The following is a 20240-nucleotide window of genomic DNA, read 5'->3' on the forward strand; positions in this document are numbered from 1 at the left end:
AAAGTCCCCCTTTTTAAGGGGGATTTAGGGGGATCAAACGCAGACGAGGCCAACATTTGAACGTTATGTATAAGCAGTAGCCCCTAGGGAGAGGGCTAGGGTGAGGGCTTTCTAATTTTGTCAGTCAACCAGCTTCCTAACTGGCTCAGGGGATGTGGTGCAGAATCTGTTGAACATTGTCGCGAATCGCAACGGCGGAGGCTTGGAGGGCGAGGAGTTCGGCTTCTGTGAGGTCAAGTTCCAGGATTTGGGTGATGCCGGTGTGGTTGAGCCAGCAGGGGACACCGACGAACAGGTCGCGGATGCCGTATTCACCGTCGAGATAGGCCGATGCTGGCATCAGGTGGGGGGTGGGTTGGGCGATCGCTTTCACCATGAGCGCCGCCGCCGAGGCCGGGGCATAGAAGGCGCTGCCGGTTTGATAGAGCTTCACGAGTTCCGCGCCACCGTTGCGGGTGCGTTCAATGAGGGCCTGGATGCGATCGCTGGGCAGCAATTCCGTCAGGGGAACGCCGCGCACGGTGCAGTACCGCGCCAGGGGCAGCATTAAATCACCATGGCCACCGAGCACCAGCGTTTGCACATCACAACTGGCCACATTTAAAGCCTGGGCAATGAACTGTTGCAGCCGTGCGGAATCCAGCATCCCCGCCATCCCTATCACCCGATGGGGGGGGAGTTGGGTTGCGTGCCAAGCGGCGTAGGTCATCACATCGAGGGGATTGGTGATCACCAGCAGGAGCGCGTTGGGGGATTGGGCGATCGCGGCCTTGGCCGCCGTGGTGACAATTTGGGTATTGCTGCTGAGGAGGTCATCCCGATCCATGCCGGGCCGACGGGGAAACCCTGCCGTAATCACCACCACATCAGCATTTTGGGTGTCGCCGTAGTCATTGGTGCCGATCAGGGTGCAGCCATGGCCTTCGAGGCCTTGGGCTTGCATGAGGTCAAGGGCGATGCCTTGGGGCAATCCTTCCACCACATCGAGCAAAACCACATCCGCGATCTGATTTTCCACCAGACGCTGGGCGAGGGTGCTCCCGACGCGACCCGCGCCAATCACGGCCACAAGCGGCCAGGGGAAATGCGATCGCAACGACTCCGACCCTAGACTATCCATGGTGTTCATTCCTCAAGGAAATACGATTGGGGGCGATTCCCCTCGCGCCGCTATTCGGCCAATTCCAACTGTTCCACCTTTAACCACATGCCAGGGGTGGGCACGTAAAATTTCACAAAAGCGTAGTCGCCTTCAAGTTCCACCACTTCCCCTTTACTCTCAAAAAGATAGGACGGGAAGCGAGCATCACTCGCAGTCGCTTCGAGACTGCCGACCAATGCGTCACGCACAGCGCGGACGAGGGAACCCCGTTTAATTTTGCCTGCCATAGATTTTCCTTGTGTGTACGGTTCAGGTTGGATTCAGGATCAGATCGGATTCTGACCGTTGGGCCGCCATCAGCCCTTGGAGCATTAGTGCCTGCCCTTGTTCATTGTGGCACAGGCGGGGGTGTGGCGGAATTACCACGGCGTGCCGATCATTGTGAAGGTGCTCCAGTAGTACGGATGGGTGAAACTTGCGCCTTCACTGTTCACGAGGGCGGCGGGGAGGGGGACGGTGTGATCGCCCACCTGTAACTGTCCGTCCTGGGATTGCACCCGGTCGCGCAACAGGGTTAACTGGGACTGACGGAGGGCTTCGGCTTTAATCGAGGCGGTTTGCAACTGGCTGTAAAAGCTCGTCATAAAGCCCAACGTCCCCAGGTCGCTAATCTGCCACAGGCTACCCACCGCCGTCTTCACCCCCGCCAGCACCGCCAACCCCGCAAACCCCAATTCCGCCTCCGTATCCCCCAGGGCCGTCTGGCAGGCACTCAACACCATCAATTCCACCGGCGGATCGTTTAATCCCAATTGGCGCAGTTCATCCAACCCCAGCCGTTCATTACCCAGTTGAATGTAGGAATCTTGGGGCGTGCCGGGGCTGAAATTACCGTGGGTGGCGAGGTGAATCATGCCGTAGGGGGTGCGTTGACGGGTGGATTTGAGGGCATCGCTGGTGAAGTCTTCATTTTTGAGGGATGTGCCCTGCCAGAGTTCACTCGTCAAGAGTTCCACCTCTGTTCCTGCGGCCGGGAGGGCATCGTGATCGTCGAACGTTTCGGCCCCCATCGCCAACAACCCTAAACCATTGATTCTGACGTAACTTAAATCGCTTAACGCCATGCTGGGCATGAGGCTGAGGCTATAGTCTTCGATTAAAAAGCGATCGCCATTGTGAAACGCGGCTACGGGGAGCGATCGCAGCCCATCATCCAATAAAAACGTTAGGTGATGAATCTCCGCCGCCTCAATATCCGCCACCACCGGTTCAATCAGCCAGCGATGGAGTTGTTGCGCCGGACGCAGATACGCCTGATGTTCCAGCGACTGCACCGATCGCCGAAACTGCCCCGCCACCCGCAACACCATTTGTCGCGTCGCCGGGATAGCCCGCACAATCGGATCACCCGTGGGCAACACCAACATCACATAAAGCTGATCCGTATCTTGGGATTCAACCCGCGTCCCAATCGGCGGCACAAACAACCCATAGAGCAAGGCCGGTTTCACCCCCGTCGCCGCTTCCACATTGCGCAAACTGGCCTGAGCTTCGGCCAGGGTCATCACCGTTTCAGCGGCCGATTCATCCCCATCATTGCCATCCCCATTGCCATCACTGTTACTCGTGTTTAACCCACTCAAGGCACTGGTATCGCCGCCTGCCTGGGTTGCACTGTCTCCATCCACGCTACTCCGTCCCCCGATGCCCGCCTCGCTCCCGTTGGTGGCATTAAAGCTCGTCGCCACCACGGGAGAGGAACCGGAGGAAGACCCACCGGATGCGCTCGAATCGGCCGCATCCCCTGACCCTGACGCAAAGTAGGCATTAAACGAGGCCGTAAAGGATTGCTCTGCGGCGGCAAACGAAACCGCGCTCATTTGAGACGAACCGCCCCCACCACCGGCCGCTGTGGCGATCGCATCACTGCTACTGGGGGTGTTGGCGGCAGGGGTGAGATCGTTGGGGCTGATGGCGGTCAGGTCGGGGACAGTGGGGGGCGTTGCTGCCGGGGCCGTCGGGGTGGGTTCCGAGGCCGTCGGGACGGGTTCCGGGGCCGGTGCGGTGGGTTTCGAGGCCATCGGGATGGGTTCCGGGTCGGCGGTGGGGGGCGGTTCGAGGGTGGCGGGAGTATCGGCGTAGATGTTGATCGAGCCAATATTACGACCTGACAAGGTTTGATCGGGGAGGAGGGTGCGATCGCCCGTGGTAATCGCGCCCGCCGTGCCACTTTTTGTTACCCCAGATCCTAGGGTAAATGTTGGATTCGCCTGCCCGGTTTCGTAAGCGATCGTCACCGAGCCGGGACTACTGCCGATCGCACTGATGCTCGCCGTCGAACCATCCTGAGCCGTAAACGTACCCGTCACTTCAAACTGCTTGCGGGAGGTGATCAGCACCGCGCCCCCGGCCCCCGTACCGCCTTGGGCATTAATTGCCGCTACGGTAATATCACCATCTCCCGTCAGCGTCACATTTCCCCCCGCCGCCCCGCTCGAACTATCGAGAATGCCCGCCGTAATATTTTGCACCCTCGGCAAGGTCATGGTAATCGCGCCGCCGTTGGTGGTGACGTTGCCCAAGGTAATACGGTTATTGTTATCAATGGTGAGGTTGCCGCCGTTGGTGGTGATGTCTTGGGTATTGATATCGCCCCGCGTACCGTTATCGGTGTTCGATCGCAACACGAGATTTAACGGATTGCCCCCGGCAGTGATGGGATTCCCGTTAAATGTGATGTCATTATCTGCCCGGAGGGTTAAGGTACGATTCGCCCCAAATCCCGTGGTGTCTAAGCTGGCTCCCGCCGCCCAGATAATTTCATCGGAGACTTCAAGGGTGAGATCGTTGGCGAGTAAGAGGGTGCGCAGATTATCCACACCAATCTGTTGAGCGCCGCTGTCTTCCTGGGGGTCTAGCCGTCCCCCACCCCAAATCAAGGGGTTATTGTCCCCTAATTCTGCTGGGGCGGTGGTGCTACCTGCAACGATGGTGATAATCGACGGGTCGAGGAGGAGTGTGCCGACGGTTCCGAGGGGGGCGATCGCGCTCACCTGCCCATCAAACACCAAGGTTTGATAGCCGCTCACCTCCACAAACCCCCCATCGCCGCCGAAGCTTCCCCCCTCAGCCCAGATTGTGCCTTGAAATTGGGTCGTGTCATCCGCCCAGACGATCGCGCTGCCCCCGTCGCCCTGGTGATGGGCAGTGACGTTTAAGGTACTCGCCGCATCCACCGCCGTGAATTGTGCCGTTGGCAGTGGCCCCAGGCCGCGATCGTCGCCCCCGACGCGAATCCTGCCGCCGCCGAAGTCCCCCGACGCATCCAGATCCGCCCCGAAGAGACCAACACGATCGCCCAAGACCTGGATCGCCCCCCCGATGCGATCGCGCACATCCAACCGACCGGACACAATCGCCAGGGCCGGATCGAGGCTGAAAGTTTGGCCCGTGGTGCTGAGGGTGAAGGTGTTGGGGGTGGCCGTTATGCCGAGATCGAGATCCGAGGCCCCGGTGAGGAGGGTGGGGAGATCCAGGGGAGCGATCGCGAGCATGTCGCCGCTGGGGGTGCGGGGCGGGGTGAGTTCGAGGCTAAGGAGGTGGCCCGGTTGAGAGAGACGAATCCGGCTGCTGTGGGGAACGGATGCGATCGTAATCTCCCCCCCCGGAGCCGTCAGATTCCCGGTATTGATCACCCCATGGCCAATCAAGCTCAATTGCTGACCCGGATTAACCTGTAAATCCCCCCCATTGACGATCGCACCCCCGTGGGTCAGATCAAACGCAAATTGATTCGGATCGCCCACCAACTGCCCATAGTCCGCTGACCCGATCGCCTCGAACCATTGGCCATTGCCAAACCCGATCCCCGTCGCCGTCGTTGCGATAAAATCCCCCGGCACATTCAACCGCGCCCCCGCCCCAAACAACAGCCCCGCCGGATTCATCAGGTACAGATTCGGACGACCGCCCAACACTTGAATCAGCCCATCAATCTGGGACGGACTGCCCCCCACGACCCGCGCCAAAATATTCCGCAGTTCCGCCCTGCCCAAAAAATTAGCGATTTCTCCGGAGTTCAGCCCAAAATGTTGGAGACTGTGGAAGAGATTTGCCCCGTCCGCCGAGGTCTGACCGCCTGAAATGGTATAGGTTTGGCTTTGGATGTGAACCTGTGTACCCGTGCCGTCAGTGGCTGGAATGATTGATTGCGCGATCGCCCGCGATGGTGGCAAGCCCCACAGAATCAGAGCGATCGCACCAGAGCCAAAACGCGCCAAGTGCATTTTTTTTATTAAAAACGGATTGATAGGATGTTGTGATTGAGTCGCGAATCAGGCAGACCTAACCTCACCCCTCAGTATCTCCCACCTCCGACCGCTTTGCTCTAATCACAAAAAAAACATCACAACCCGCTCAGCCTAAGCCTGATATTGGCTGCCATCGGGCATCGTCGCCCCCGTCCATTCCACCCAGGTTAGCGTCGCCGTACTCAGTTCCGCCCGCACCAAATTCGCCCGCGTTAAATTCACCCCCGTCATATTGGTGCGCGCACAGTAGGTTTCAATCAGTTCCGCTTCCGTCAGGTTCGCATTTTTTAAATTCGCCCGACTGAGATCGGCGCGATTGAGGCGCACCCCCGTTAAATTCGCCCCCGACAGATCCGTTTTGGCCATCCGCGCATCGATCAACAACGCCCCTGCTAAATTGGCTTGGCTTAACTGCGCCTCCGGCATCAAGACCCGCTCCATCCGCGTCTGTTTCAAGATCGCCCCGGTGAAATCCACACCGCTGAGATTCGCCTCCGACAAAAACGCCCCGCTCAGGTCTGCCCCGCTCAAATCCGCCCCGCTTAAGTCTGCATTGCGAAAATTCACCTCCCGCAAATTCGCCCCACTCATATTCGCCTTGGGTAAATCGGCCCCTTTCAAATTGGCCCCTTGCAAGTCCACATTACAGAGAATCGCCCCGGTCAAACTGGAACTATAGATGCGCCGCTCTTCGCGGAGGTTGGCCCCCCGTAGACAAGCCCCGGTCAGGTTTGCGCCGCTCAGGTTTGTGCCCCGTAGGTCTGCTTCGATCAAGTTGGCATCGAGGAGGGTGGCGAGGGTGATATCGGCATTGCGCAGGTCGGCCCCTTGGAGGCTGGCCCCGTGGAGGTCGGCATTGTGGAGGCTGGCACTGGTGAGGCTGGCTTGGTTGAGGTTGGCCCCGCTCAGTTTCGTGCCGGTGAGGTTGGCTTTGCGCAGTTGGGCACGGCTGAGGTAGGCAAAGAGCAAGGTCGCGCCGTGGAGGTCGGCTTGGGTGAGGTTGATCCCGATTAGGTCGGCGTTGGTGAGGTTGAGGCCGCTGAGGTTGGCGCGGGCAAATTCGGTTTCACCGGCGGCGTAGCGATCGCATAATTCTTGAGCATCCATAGGGTTCTGAGGTCTTAAAAGGTGGGGGGATAGAAGGGCTTGAGGGCTTTGGCGATCGCTTCGGCGGCCTGCATACTTTCATCGGGCGCGTCTAGTTGTTCCGCTGTCTGACAGAGTAATTTCACCAGTCGATCCCAGATCGGGTAGGCATCGTAGAGCGCCCACAGCAGATCATCAAAGGGTTCCGTGCGCAGGTTTGACCATTCATGGCCCCCATGCTCAAACTTATGATGCACCGTAGAATACGCCAAAATCTTCGCCCGCAACGGATTCGCGTATTTCATCACCTCTAAGCGCACCACGTAGCGATCGTACTGGGGTTGCTTGAGGGCGGGGGATTGCAATTCGCGGGGCGGGGTGGCGGGGGTGAAGTTGGTGCTGGACTGTAACTCGTAGGCGGTGGTGATGCCAGGAGTGTCGGCTAAAAAATCCAGGTTCGGCAGTTCGGAAAGATCGTCCCAATCCGGGGGAGACAGCGTCGTTTGGATCATGACCTGAGTGTCATTATCGGCCTGATTAACGGTGGGGTCGGAGGCCGGGGCGGGGGTGGCTTGGTACAGCGGACTGATGTGCTGGACAATGATGGCGGCGATCGCTTGATATTCCGAGGGGCGGCTGACATGATTCGCGACATTGTGTAACGCGCTGTGGATGTCTTCGAGGGTGGGATAATCGTGGTGGAGTTGGCCTAACAGTTGGGGAAGATCAAGGTTAAACAACGCCTGAGGCTCGCTTTGCCATTCGCTATAGTTTAAGCACCACAGCATTTTCCGAATCCGCAGGTTGTGATCGGTATGGCTGAGGTTATGGGCGATCGCCTTCAGTAACGTTTCGTCCCCCTCGACCGGTCGGGCCAGGGATGGCAGGGGTGAAAACTGGGTCGTTTCGGGGGTGAAATCTGTGCTCGCTTCTGAGCCAAAGACCGTATCGCCTTCGTCGGCCAGGGTTTGGTAGAGGGGATGGAGGGTGTCGAGAATGGTTTCCGCGAGGCGGGAATATTCGCTTTTGCGATTGAGTTGCTTCACCACCGCAAACAGGGCTTGGGTCAAGGCATCAAAGTTGGGGTATTGATTGTAGAGATCTTTGATCAAACCGGCGATCGCAATGTTTTCGATCAAGGCGCGATCGTGTTCCCAGCGTTGAGTACAGGCGCAAAACATCAATTTACGGATGCGCAACGCATTCCCATGATGGGTTAGGGATTGCGCGATCGTCTCTAGCGAAGATTGTACCGATACCATTCGACCCACCTCATTCACATAACACCCAACTTATCCTAGATCAACTCCTACGAGATTAGGGGTGATGCAACCCACACAGCCCCCGGAATTCCCCCTAGTCTTCTGAAGCCAAACCCGCCGTCGAGGGTTCGAGTTGAGGCATGGCAATCAAATTATCATCGACGATCACAATCTGCCCATGCTCCCGCAACCGCCCCATCAACCGCGTCACCGTCACCCGCGTCGAACCGATCGCACTCCCTAAATGGGCATGGGTCAAGACAAACGGCAACCGATAGCCACTTTCCCACGGTTCACCACATTCCTCCATCAACAGAGTCAACACCCCGATCAGGCGATCGATCGTGCGGCGTTGGCCCAGGGTGCTCAACCATAGGAGTTTGCGCTGATGTTGGTAGCGAAACGCCGTCAACACCTCGCGCTGAATATCCGGCCACCGTTCTAGATCTTGCCAATAGAGCCAAATCACTTTGGTGTTGTCCACATGGGCATAGGCCTGAAAATTAAACGGCGCATGGGCAACAAATTCAAAGGGCAACCCTGCCCGCACAAACCCTAAAAACGTCTCTTCCGGTTCGCTATCCGCAATCACCCGATTGCCCGTGGTTGGCTGGGCACTGCCCATCAAGCGAATGGCCCCCTGCTGGACAAGATAGAGCAGCCCCGGACGGGCGGGAATCATTTCGTCGCGGGTAAAAATGCGATCGCGGTAATGTGTTGTGGCCCAGTTACAGAGCAACTCCCATGGAATAGAAGGACACTCAATTTCGGTTAGGGTAACAGGTACTGACATGAATTTTCGGAACGGTGATAGTGAGAAAAGCGAACGAAGTGATCACAGATGTATTAGGTGCAACCAACCCCGAAGAGTAGTGTACAGGGACAACACAATGACAACTGAAGCAATAGTTAGGATTCTGCCTTGGTTCGCCATTGGGCAATCCGAACGACAGCGTTTAATTAAGCTATACACCTGAAACTCAAGGAGGATGCTTTGGGAGTTCCGCTGCATGTTTCGCTTAAACAGCAACTCCAAAACGACTTAGTCGATACTCTGGCTCAAGTTGTTCATTCAACTCCGATCCCAGTCGCAGATACATTACCAGTGTATCGGGTTAGACAACCGAATCCGATTCGATATCGCAGCTCATTGGTTCGTCAATGGGCCAAACGATGGAATTATCAACCCCAAACTCTCGTTTTGAATATTTGTGAAGTGAGTGGCTGGCAACCGGGAGAAGCCCCCCTCAGCCTCGATTGGGTCTGGAGTGCGGCGGCGATCGCAGCCTGGTTAAGCCAACGCTATGCTGAAGCCTGGACAGCGTTGCCGCCTGGCCAGATGGCGGAGTCTTTAGGATTAGAAATTTCAGTACAATATACGTTGCAACGCTGGTCAGACCTCTTGATCCTCGCCAGGCGAGAGTATGACCTCACGCCGCCGTTGCCCTGGTCGGCCCTCACCGCAGCGGATGCCGAGTGGATCGCGGCGTTGTTGGATTTTGGCGATCGCCTCGCCTCCCCTCCTCTCCCCCCAACGGCTCGTTTAACCCTCTGCCAAGCCAGCCTCGACTACTACCAAGATCACCGCATCTGGGGGGAGGCGCGTCCCCTCGCCCAAGCCCGTTGGGGACTGATGGCGATCGCTCATCATTTCATTCAGAAAAGTTATTGATCCGCGATGCACCCGCTTGATCCGTTAACCGTAAAATTACGGAACAAAAGGGAACCTTTCACCGCCCAGCAGCTTCGTTAAAAAACACCCCCTGATGAACTTGTGCTGCAATCAACGCGCCGACGGTGATTGATCCATCCAGCCTCAGCCGCCTTGAAGCCTTGCCCACCGTTGCGATCCTCATGATGAAAAATCTGTTAAAACCCTTAAAACGCTTCTTCCTGCTCAGCCTCAGCCTCTTAACGGTGGTGGTGATTCTCGTCGGTGGGGGGGCGATCGCTCAATACCCCTCCCCCCTCAATATCCCCACCATGGCCGACCCCGAACCCCCCGAAGTGAGCCAGCCGGAGAACCTTGAACCGCCCCCCCCCGCCCTCGGTTGGGAATTCCTTGGTGTTCGTACCCCCAACCAAGTCACCCTCAACGAAGTGGAATACTTCGGCGACTGTCCAGGGGAACAAACCGCCACCATCGAAGCCCGCTTCTTTTCCGACGCAATCCCCACCGCCCGCCGCCGTCGCGTCATGGTTCGCAACATTACCCGCGGCCTCGACGATGACCCCTATCCCTACACCGATCGTGAATACGAGGAAGGGCGACTTTCAGAAGAAACCAATATGCGCTTTGGCACAGACCACAGTGGCCGTTTTTTCCACGTTCTGCCTGGCGAAAACATCTTTGAATATGAAATCAAAGACCGCCGCGAGGTGATTGATGCAGGCCAATTCACCGCCACCATTGACCGGAATCTGCGCACAGAGGATCGACCGGCAACCTGGCGAGAGGATCGCGCCTGTGCCAATGACAGCGTGGCCACCAATGTCTGTGCCGATTTGCGCGATCGCCGTCAACTCCGCTGTCCTGATGGGCGCGTTCTCGAAACGGAACTTTTCCCGTCCAACGCCACCATCATCACCGCCATCCATAACCTCACCGGCCAGCCCATCAACTTCTCCGTCAACAACCGCATGACCCAACTTTTCCCCAACGCCTACACCCAACTCACCGACGACTGGATCACCATCCAATACCAAAAAACCGACGGCAGCTTCACCACCGAACGCCTCACCCGTGGCACACGCTACCGCTTCTATTTCTCCGGCAATGTCCTCCGCTTCGACTCCTACTCCCAATCCGTGCGCTAGCCCCTAGTACAGAGTCAAGACTTAATATTCGGATTGTCTTGAATGTCCAACACTCAACGTGACGGTGCGTTACGCTTTGCCAACAGCATCCTAATTCTTTGCATTGACGCTGCACTAGTACAGAGTCAAGACTTAATATTCGGATTGTCTTGAATGTCCAACACTCAATGTGACGGTGCGTTACGCTTCGCTAACAGCACCCTACAAACATCCTGATTCTTGGCATTGACGCTGCACTAGGGATTACAAACCATCCGGTAAATGTCCATCAGTTGCTCGTAATTTTGGGCCGCTGTGTAGCGTTGCTCAAAACTCTGCCGCGCTGCCCGGCGCAGGGCTAAGGGATCAGGGTGTCTGAGGAATTCTTTCACCGCCGCCGCTAGGGACTCTGGGTTATTGGGTTCAAACAAATAGCCCGTTTTGCCCGTGGTGATTAATTCCGGTGATGCACCGAGGCGGGAGGCGATGACGGGAGTGCCGACGGCAAGAGCTTCGATGATCACCCGGCCAAAGGTTTCATGCCACTTCGAGGGAAAAATCACCACCGCCGCTCGTTTCATCAATTCATAAACTTGTTCTAACGGGACAGATCCAAGGAGTTGAATGGACTGGGATTGTTGGGTGGCGGCGGTTAATGCGGGTTCGAGGGGGCCACTGCCGACAATTTTTAAGGGCAAAGGATGATCCAGGATTTGCCAAGCCTGGATTAAGAGGTCAAGCCCTTTTTCCACTGACAAGCGACCGACAAACAACGCATAGTTGCCATCGCCTAATCCGATGCCAGGATCGGGGTCTACAAAATGGGGTTTAACGTGAATTTTATCGGTGGGGAAACCACTTTGGGTAAAGAGGCTGCGCCCCTTTTCACTCATGACAATATAGCGATCAATGTGATGTTTCCACGTGCCTAACGCATGGTGCGTCATCACCATGGCAATGGTGACGGCGGTGGCGGGCCGACTCCGATAACAACTGTGGATCAGGCCGGGGTAGGGAATGGGTTTATTTAAACAATCGTGACAAATCTGGCCATTACGGAAAAAGAGGCCATTGGCGCAGAGGAGGCGATAGTTATGGAGGGTTTGCACGACGGCGACCCCTGCATCTTTAGCGGCGTAGTAGACCGATGGCGAGATTAAGGGGAAAAAGTTGTGGACATGAACAACATCGTAGTGATCCTGTTGCAGAATCTGGGTGATGTTTTGATAGGTTTTTTTTGACCAAATGGTGTCGCGGGCGAGTTTGGTGAGATTGTTTTGGGTGATGGTTTTGTTGGTTTCGGAATAGGTGGTGACGGTATGACCGTGCTGTCGCAACAGTTGACATTCAGCGATCGCAGACTCATCTTCTCCCCCCCGGATCATGTACTGATTGTGGACACTCAATATGTTCATGCTCTATCCATCATCACCAACAAAATACACCTCAAGATCACGAATCATAGTGTGAGGCTATGCCATACCGTTGAACCATTATCCTCTCTGCTGATTTCCTCAAGGAATGGGGGTGAAAAATTAACTTCCGTTATACCTTAACAGGTCTTTTTTGAGGAACTTGAAGGATCATACGGAGACAGATCCTATCGTGGCGATCGGGTTTGGAGGATTTGCCAACCGCGCGATCGCAATTTCTGCCGGGCCCGATCGGGATCAAGGGTGGCGAGGTAGTTGGGGGGTTCCCAGGGGTGAACATCGCTAAAGTCGGGGGGGTAGAGGAGGGGTTTCCAGAAGCCTTTCCAAATCCGAAAAATGGTGTAACCCCGGTCGATCAGATATTGGGTGGCGGGGCTGGGATAACCTTCGTGTTGTTCGTAGACGATATCCCGAATGCAGCGATGGCGCAGGAGGCGATCGCACCCCTGAAACGCCGCTAATTCATAGCCTTCAATATCGATTTTCAACACCCCAATGGCCGGATCATCGGGTAACAACGCATCGCCGGTGGTGAGGGGGACGGTTTCAATCCGCAGGGTGTCGGCGGGGTTGTCGTTGGTTGTGGTGAAAATGGCCGCTTCGCAGCGGTTGCGTTTGGGGATGCGGAGGGTGGCGGTTCCGGCTTGGTTGGCGAGGGCGATCGCATGTAATTCCACCGTTGCCCCGCTGCCCAACTCCCGCCACGCTGACCGATGCCGTTCCAATTCGCCATACACCTCCGGATTCGGCTCAATGGCGATCACCCGACCCCGCGCCCCCACCCGCGCCGCCAACAAACTCGTCACATAGCCAATATTCGCCCCCACATCGAGCACCGTTTCCCCCGGTTCCGTCAGTCGCCAGAGGGTTTCACTCAGGGCCAAGTCATACAGCCCCATCACCCAGAGCGACCATTCCACCGTATGATCCGGGCGCGGCTCCACCCAGAGCGGGAAGCCCCAGGGCGGTGTAATTTTTTGGATGCCGACGGTGTCAGCTTTCGGGCGACCGAAGCGCCGCCAGAGTTGCCGGGGTTGCAAGACATATTCCGGGCGGGTCAGGTAGGGAGGCAGCATGGTGTTAGTTGCTGGGGGTGGGGGGGTTGAGTTGGAGGGCGGGCGCGTCGGGACTTTGAAGATCGATGTAGTCGATGTCGCTGGGTTGGATATGGGTGGGCAGGGTGCGCATTTGGGCGAGAACATCAAGCTGCTGGGTTAAGCGGTTGCTGCTGTAGCCGCCGAGGTGAACTTCACCGAGTTCGGTGTGGAGAATCAGGTTTGTGGGGGATTGCAGGTCAATTTCAAAGATTTCGATGGTGGCTTGGCTGAGGAGGGTGTAGATGTCGGGCCAATGGGGACGGGTGCGATCGGAGAGGCCGATGACGGTGAGGGTGGGGAGGTGGGTGGTGGTTTCAAGGTTACTGTAGCTGTCATGGGGCATCCAAATGCCTTGGGCATCGACGAAGCCCACGCCATCGGGGCGGGTGTCACTGGTGGCGATGATGGCGTTGCCGGGGAGGGCGATCGCCACGGGTTGGCGTTCTTGGATTTCCAGGGTCAAGCTGGGGGGGAGGAGCTTACGGGTGACGACGGCAGCGGCGATGGGGGCCTGGGCTTCGAGGGCTTGGCTGAGGCGTTTGGGCTTCACCTCAAGGAGGGGTTGGGGATAGTCGAGGGGCATCAAGTCGCGGATCGTGGCTTCGCTGAGGTGTTCCACGCCTTGGATTTTCACCTGGTCAGGGGATGTGATCACCCAGTCGGGACGGGTGACGAGCCAGACCATGCCGCCCGCCATGCTACAGACGAGGAGCGATCGCCATAGTTTTTGTAAGATCAACAGTTGCCGCCGCCGTTTTAAGCGCAGACGACGACTTTTTAACTCATCGGATGTGGTGGAGGTAAGCGTAGCCATATCAGCATTGCCCCAAAACTGTCGTGCCAACGGAACCGGCTGCGATCGCAATCAACGGCCGATTGGCTTATCGGCTATGATACCCTACCCCTCTGCGTCCGTGAGGTCTTGCCTGATTCTCAACTCCGTACAATTGCGGTTAGGGGAGACACCAAGGGCCTCAAGATCGCTACCACTGAGTACACTCAAGACTGTCATCACAGCTTTAATCAATCTGCATCTTTTAACAGTGACTGATCACCATGCGCAAGTTCTCATGGGATCACGACCGGTCAGCCTCGATTCTGAGCCTCAGCTCAAGACCTAGGCTGACCCGTTCAAGACACAGTCTCAGAGCGATGTGGATGTCCTGGGTCATCCCCCCAACACGGTCAGTTTTTAACAGGGCTGAAGGTGTTTGAAGGGTATCGCTTCATCACCGGGGTTAAATCTGGACATCCCCTCGCCACCACTGAATTTAGGGATCATCCCTCAGTGACTGCATCTACATCAGGGAATGAATTTTCATGCAATTGCATCTTTTTTTCAAAGCGTGTAACCCCAGTAAGACGTTAAATCTCGGCAATCCGAACGATCGCCGCTACTACATTGACTTTGCCGCCGTGCGGGGGGGCAAAATTGTGGAGGCGCTCGAACGAACGATCGCCCGTCTGTCCCCCGACGAACCCACCTGCCAACTGTTTAGCGGTCACATTGGCTGCGGCAAATCCACCGAACTGCTGCGCCTCAAAGCGGGGTTAGAGGCCCAGGATTTTCATGTGGTCTATTTTGAATCGAGTCGGGATTTAGACATGGCCGATGTGAGTGTGAGCGATATTTTATTAGCGATCGCCCGCTCCGTCAGCGAAAGCCTCGAAGCCGAGAGCATTCATTTCAAACCCGGCTATTTCGTCACCCTCTTGCAGGATGTTAAGTCACTGCTGCAAACCCCCTTAGACCTGGAAACCGAGGCGGAACTCTCCGTCGGTATCGCCAAAATCACCGCCAAAGCCAAGGACAACCCCAAACTGCGCGAACAACTCAAGCAATCCCTCGAACCGCGCACCGAAGGCCTGTTACGGGCTATCAACACCGAAATTCTCGCCCGTGCTAATCAAGAATTAAAATATCGCGGCAAGCAAGGCCTCGTGGTGATTGTGGACAACCTCGATCGCATTTCCCCCAGTCAACTCACGCCGACGCGATCGCTCCCCGAACACCTCTTCATTGATCGCGGCTCCCAACTGCGCCGCCTGCAATGCCACATGGTCTACACCATCCCCCTTGACCTGATCTTCTCCAACGACTACCAAACCCTCAAAAATCGCCTTGGCGGCGGCGTTGCTCCCACGATCCTACCAATGATCCCAATCCAACACCGCGACGGGCGCGAACATCAACAGGGCATGGATCTGCTCAAACAGATGATCCTCGCCCGCGCCTTCCCCGACCTCAAGCCCGCCCAACGCCTCGACCGAATCACCGAACTCTTTGACCACAGCAGCACCCTCGATCGCCTCTGTCAGATCAGCGGCGGCCATGTGCGCAACCTCCTCGGCCTGCTCTACACCTGTCTGCGTCACCAAGATCCCCCCATCCCCCGCGACTGTGCCGAAACCGTGATCCGCAGCTACCAAGACGATCTCCTCCTCGCCCTCGAACAGCATGAATGGGAGTTAATTTTTCAAGTGCTGCGCGAACAGAGCCTCAGCGGTGAAAAAGAATATCAATTGCTGCTGCGGAGTATGTTCGTCTTTGAATATCGAGATGAACAGGGCCGCTGGTTTGGGATTAATCCTGCCCTGATGGAAACTGAACCCTTTAAAGCCATGGCCCGGCAACTGATCCCGATCTCCACCGCTAAGGATGATGCCCACCGTGTACGCTAGAACTGTAGCGTTTTTCCCCGATTATGACGGTCCTTGTGCTTGGCAGTATCAATATGGATTTGGTGGTGAAAACTCCGCGCTTACCGAAGGCGGGCGAAACCTTGATTGGCCATGAGTTTTTCTCGGCCTTTGGGGGCAAAGGGGCGAATCAGGCGGTGGCGATCGCTCGCCTCGGTGTGCCCGTGAACTTCATCGGTCAGGTGGGCGGTGATGATTTTGGTCAAACCCTCTCGATCGCCCTCACTGCTGCCGGGGTAGGAACAGCGGGCCTAGGGGTGAATCCTGAGGTGAATTCTGGGGTTGCCTCGATCGTCGTCAGTGCCACGGGGGAAAATACGATCGCCTGCGCCGCTGGGGCCAATGCCACCGTGGGCGCGACCGAGCTAGCCTATCTTGCTGAGCAATTACCCACAGCCCAATGGCTCTTGATGGATTTGGGGATTCCCTTAGCGGTGGTACAGGCTGCGATCGCTCAAGCCAACGCTGCCCAAGTGCCCGTCCTCCTCGATCCTGCCCCCGTCACGACCTCAATCCCCGCCGATCTCTGGCCCGGCGTGACCGTCCTCACCCCCAACGAAGTGGAAGCCGGCCAACTCGTGGGCTTCCCCGTCACCGATGCCACCACAGCGGCCGAAGCCGCTGCCATCATCCAAGGCTGGGGCGTGGAGACGGTGCTGATTACCCTGGGGGAGCGGGGGGTTTGGTGCGCTACCCCAACGGCGGCGGAACTAGTACCCGCCTATCCGGCAACGGTGGTGGATACGGTGGCGGCGGGGGATGCCTTTAATGGGGCGTTCATTGCGGCGCAGGTGGCGGGGAAATCTATCTCGGAATCGGTACGGTGGGGCACGGTGGCCGGGGCGTTGGCGGTGGGTAAAGCCGGGGCGCAGCCGTCGTTGCCGAGTCAAGCCGCAATGCTGGCACAGTTACAGACCAAGGATGCAGAATGAACCGGGAGCATCTACTGTATGCCTGCGTTTAATCCCCCTCTCCGTCAGGGCAGCGAGCTAGAACCGGGCAGCGAGCTAGAACCGGGCAGCGAGCTAGAAGCTCGCACTACTCGCACTACTGAAGATTACAGTAGTGTGAGCCTCTGGCTCACTCCTGCCCGATCCAGACTCGCAACTTGGGTTATGGATCAGCAGTAGTCCCTAGGAGAAGGAAGCTCACAGAAAAGCCCTCTCCTGAGGGAGAGGGTTGGGTGAGGGGTTGCAGAACAACGTTCCACAGAATCAAATCAACTCAGGGTGCATGGCTTCGACAGAACAGACGACGGTGGCGAATCAGCGATCGCTCGCTGCCTTGGGACGGGCGATCCGGCTGTCCTTGGGGGAATTTAACCTGATTTTGGTGCGGTGTAATTACCAAGAGTTACAGCGCCAAGTGCTGACGGATTTAGAAGACTGGTTTGCCGCAGCGGGGGAAGCCGTGCCGTGGCGATCGCACACCCTCGCCCCCGACACCCTCAACCTCTTTGATACCCTGCGGGGAATTTACCAAGAATCCCACTGTGAAGCCTTGATGGTGTGGGGATTTGAAGCCATTTATGACCTGAATACAGTGGTGGCGGGGGCTAACCAAGTGCGGGACGAATTTCGCCGCGCTTTGCCCCTGCCGATTGTGCTGTGGATGACCGACACCAGCCTCCAAGCCCTGACCCGTTTGGCCCCGGACTTTAAAAGCTGGGCGGCGATGTCGATTCAGTTTGAACTGTCCCTGCGGGAGTCGATTTCCTTCTGGTGGCAGGTGACGGAGGATCTATTTCGGCAGGTGCTAGAGGCGGGAACCCTGACCTTTTTGCCCAATGGGGCCTTGGATCTCGCGCCGGGCTGTCGGCTCCGCCACGAACTCGAAGCGGCCCAGCGATCGGTGCATCTAACCCCCGTTAGTGAAGCCACGTGGCAGTTTATTTTGGGGCGCGATGCCTATGCGGCTGGGGAACTGGAGACAGCGATCGCCCACTATCACCAGAGCCTGACGGTATGGAGTCAGGGGCAGGGGTTTTGGGAACGACGGCGGGAGGATTTGCAAATTGTCTCGTCCGCCTCATTGCGCAATCCGTTTTTAGAACATAAGGGGTTACTGCTGTTTCACCTCGCCCTCTGCACCCATCAACAGGTGCGACAATCCCCCGCCCAAGCCGCTGAAGCCTGGCAACAAACCCGGCATTATCTCGAAGCCAGTTGGGAAATTTTTGCGGTGCGCCAGCGGGATGAGTTGGCGGTGCAAATCTTGCTCCATTGGGGGTTTGTCTTGGTGCAGCAGCAGGATTGGCCCGCCCTGCGGCGGCTCTGTACCGAGGCCCAAGACTTGCCCTTGGTGCAGACGGTGGATCTGTATCGGGGGCAGATTCACGGGTTTTGGGCCCAAGTGGCCCAAGCGGCAGGCACACCGGACGAGGCGATCGCTCAAGCCAACATCGCCACGGCAACCCTCTCCCCCCAAGACAATCCGCTCCATTGGGTCTGGGTGATGGCGGTGCGGGCCCAGGCCGAAGCGAGTCAGGGTCAAAGTTCCACGGCGATCCTGACCCTCGAAGGGGCCCGCCGGGTGCTGATTCAAACCTGGTCTACTTGTCTTTCGAGTATTGGGTTGCAGCGGGAAGCCCTGTATCTGCAAGTGGTGGAACAGTTGCGATCGCACCATACCCAGCACCATGATTACAAACGCGCCTTCAACCTCAAACAAGAGCAATATTTAGTCGAACAAATGATCGGCCAACGGGCGTTCTATGGGGTGATGCCCACCCCCCTAACCCCAGAGATGAAGCTCTATCCCTCCTACCGCTATTCCCCCTCGGTCACGGGTCGGGAAGCGGCGATCGCGCAATTCATCGAACGGATCAGCCGCCATGACCATCGCCTCACCGTCCTCCATGGCGCGTCGGGCGTGGGCAAAAGTAGCCTGCTCCACCACCTCATCCCCCACCTCGAATCTCAAATCATCGGAGCGCGGGAAGTGGTTCCCGTCTTCCAAACCCAATACCGGCATTGGGATGCCCTCCTCTGCACCGTCTTCCAAGCCGCGATGCCCACCCCCCTTCACCATCCCGTCACTGACATCGCCAGCCTCCTCGATCATCTGCGCTGGAATGGTCAGAATCGGCTGTTAACGGTGTTGATTTTTGACCAGTTTGAAGACTTTTTCTTCTTTTGCCCCGCCGTGGAGGAACAGCATCGCTTTTACGAGTTTTTCCGGGATTTATTGCGCCTGCCGTTCGTGAAGGTGATCCTCTCGCTGCGGGACGATTATTTGCATTATCTCTTGGCCATTGAACGCCATATCGAACTCGATGGCATTGATAGTAATCTCCTCGGTCGTCAAGTCCGCTATGCGCTGCGGGATCTCAGCCCCATCGAAGCGGAACAGGTGATCACCCATCTGATCGAGCAAGCCCATTTTCAACTGACTCCGGATTTAATTGCGGCGTGGATTACTGATTTAGCCGAGGGCCGGGGGACGGTGCGCCCCTTGGAGTTGCATCTGTTGGGGGCGCAACTCCAGGCGGATCAGATCACCACCTTGGCGGCCTATCGGGCCTTGGGGCCGAATCCGAAAACCACACTGGTGACGCGATCGCTCACCACGATCATCGCCGACTGCGGCCCGGAACATCAAACCACCACCTGGCACGTCCTCTTCGCCCTCACCCTCGACAACAACACCCGCCCCCTCAAGACGGTGAGCGATCTCAGTCATATTCTCTACGAAACCAACCCCGATCACTCCATCGCTCAATATCAGGAGCAATTGACGCTGATTTTAGAAATTTTGGTGGGATCGCGCTTGGTGTTTCGGTTTCCTGAAGATCCTGAAGACCGGTTTCAATTGGTGCATGATTACCTCGTGCCGACGATTCGCCGCCAATACCGCGATCGCCTCAAACGCCAAATGGCCGCCGAACGGGCCGCCAACTCCCGCCAATTGCTCCACCTCACCCGCCAACGCTGGACAGCGATCGCCCTGGGGGGGGTCATGACCCTCCTTGCGGGGTTAACGGGCCTCTGGGCCTGGCAAATTAACGGCCAACGGCAACGGGCAGAGCAGGCCCTCAGTAACGCCGAACTCCTCACCCTCAGCACCACCGCCGAAGCCGCCCTCACCGCCGGTCAAAACCTGACCGCCCTGGTCACCGCTCTCCAGGCCGCCCGCCGCTTAGAGCAGCACCGCCAAGCCACCCCCCTCGCCTTTCCCCTCAATACCCAACCCCAGATCACCCCAGCCGTCCAACTGAAAGTTCTCGCCAGCCTTGAGCAGGCCCTGCATCAGGTGCGCGAACGGAACCAATTCAACGGCCATAGTGATGTGGTGTGGGATGTGGCCTATAGTCCCGATCAGCGATTTTTAGCCACCGCTAGCCGCGATCGCACCATCCAAATTTGGTCACCCCAGGGGAAACGACTCCGCACCCTGACGGGGCCAGAGGACAGTATTACCAGCGTCGTGATCCAACAACAGGGGCGGGGGGGGGG

14 protein-coding genes are annotated in these 20240 nt (G+C 57.2%); 5 read left to right on the forward strand and 9 right to left on the reverse strand.

Annotated features, from left to right (window positions below):
- Positions 1 to 145: 145 nt before the first annotated feature.
- The 6 genes from mdh to PN477_RS10190 all read right to left on the reverse strand — a co-directional run bounded on the left by mdh (position 146) and on the right by PN477_RS10190 (position 8553).
- Positions 146 to 1129, reverse strand: coding sequence for a malate dehydrogenase (gene mdh / locus PN477_RS10165; RefSeq protein ID WP_417158789.1), 984 nt, complete (start codon positions 1127 to 1129; stop codon positions 146 to 148).
- Between the two features lie 41 nt (positions 1130 to 1170).
- Positions 1171 to 1389, reverse strand: a complete 219-nt coding sequence (gene ndhO / locus PN477_RS10170; RefSeq protein WP_072619945.1) for an NAD(P)H-quinone oxidoreductase subunit O — start codon at positions 1387 to 1389, stop codon at positions 1171 to 1173.
- Between the two features lie 132 nt (positions 1390 to 1521).
- Positions 1522 to 5388: a CHAT domain-containing protein gene (locus PN477_RS10175; protein ID WP_272122474.1), complete on the reverse strand. Its 3867-nt coding sequence runs from the start codon at positions 5386 to 5388 to the stop codon at positions 1522 to 1524.
- A 135-nt stretch (positions 5389 to 5523) separates the two neighbouring features.
- The gene (locus tag PN477_RS10180; protein WP_272122476.1) at positions 5524 to 6519 is read right to left on the reverse strand and encodes a pentapeptide repeat-containing protein; all 996 of its coding nucleotides are present in this window, start codon (positions 6517 to 6519) and stop codon (positions 5524 to 5526) included.
- 14 nt (positions 6520 to 6533) lie between these two features.
- Positions 6534 to 7760, reverse strand: coding sequence for a hypothetical protein (locus PN477_RS10185; RefSeq protein ID WP_272122479.1), 1227 nt, complete (start codon positions 7758 to 7760; stop codon positions 6534 to 6536).
- A 94-nt stretch (positions 7761 to 7854) separates the two neighbouring features.
- Positions 7855 to 8553: a Crp/Fnr family transcriptional regulator gene (locus PN477_RS10190; RefSeq protein WP_072619949.1), complete on the reverse strand. Its 699-nt coding sequence runs from the start codon at positions 8551 to 8553 to the stop codon at positions 7855 to 7857.
- Between the two features lie 408 nt (positions 8554 to 8961).
- On the opposite strand from PN477_RS10190, the gene PN477_RS10195 reads away from it, so the two are divergent.
- Both PN477_RS10195 and PN477_RS10200 read left to right on the forward strand, forming a co-directional pair.
- Positions 8962 to 9432, forward strand: coding sequence for a hypothetical protein (locus tag PN477_RS10195; protein ID WP_272147248.1), 471 nt, complete (start codon positions 8962 to 8964; stop codon positions 9430 to 9432).
- Between the two features lie 125 nt (positions 9433 to 9557).
- The gene (locus PN477_RS10200; RefSeq protein WP_272122482.1) at positions 9558 to 10577 is read left to right on the forward strand and encodes a hypothetical protein; all 1020 of its coding nucleotides are present in this window, start codon (positions 9558 to 9560) and stop codon (positions 10575 to 10577) included.
- Between the two features lie 236 nt (positions 10578 to 10813).
- Here PN477_RS10200 and PN477_RS10205 read toward each other — a convergent pair whose 3' ends face one another.
- The 3 genes from PN477_RS10205 to PN477_RS10215 all read right to left on the reverse strand — a co-directional run bounded on the left by PN477_RS10205 (position 10814) and on the right by PN477_RS10215 (position 13900).
- On the reverse strand, positions 10814 to 11971 hold the full coding sequence (locus PN477_RS10205) for a glycosyltransferase (protein WP_272122484.1): 1158 nt from the start codon (positions 11969 to 11971) through the stop codon (positions 10814 to 10816).
- Between the two features lie 185 nt (positions 11972 to 12156).
- Positions 12157 to 13065, reverse strand: coding sequence for an FkbM family methyltransferase (locus PN477_RS10210; RefSeq protein ID WP_272122486.1), 909 nt, complete (start codon positions 13063 to 13065; stop codon positions 12157 to 12159).
- Between the two features lie 4 nt (positions 13066 to 13069).
- Positions 13070 to 13900 (reverse strand): cell division protein FtsQ/DivIB, encoded by an 831-nt coding sequence (locus PN477_RS10215; RefSeq protein ID WP_272122488.1) that lies wholly within the window; start codon positions 13898 to 13900, stop codon positions 13070 to 13072.
- 506 nt (positions 13901 to 14406) lie between these two features.
- Between PN477_RS10215 and PN477_RS10220 the strand changes: the two genes are divergently transcribed.
- From PN477_RS10220 to PN477_RS10230, 3 genes are all read left to right on the forward strand, one after another.
- Positions 14407 to 15768, forward strand: a complete 1362-nt coding sequence (locus PN477_RS10220) for an ATP-binding protein (RefSeq protein WP_272122490.1) — start codon at positions 14407 to 14409, stop codon at positions 15766 to 15768.
- Positions 15769 to 15791: 23 nt separating this feature from the next.
- A complete protein-coding gene (locus PN477_RS10225) occupies positions 15792 to 16718 on the forward strand; it encodes a ribokinase (RefSeq protein ID WP_272122491.1) in 927 nt (308 codons plus the stop codon).
- Positions 16719 to 17019: 301 nt separating this feature from the next.
- Positions 17020 to 20240 (forward strand): NACHT and WD repeat domain-containing protein (locus PN477_RS10230; protein WP_272122493.1); only part of this gene is annotated, 3221 nt, incomplete at its 3' end.

The sequence above is a fragment of the Spirulina subsalsa CS-330 genome, assembly GCF_028330765.1.
Taxonomy (GTDB): Bacteria; Cyanobacteriota; Cyanobacteriia; order Cyanobacteriales; family Spirulinaceae; genus Spirulina; species Spirulina subsalsa_A.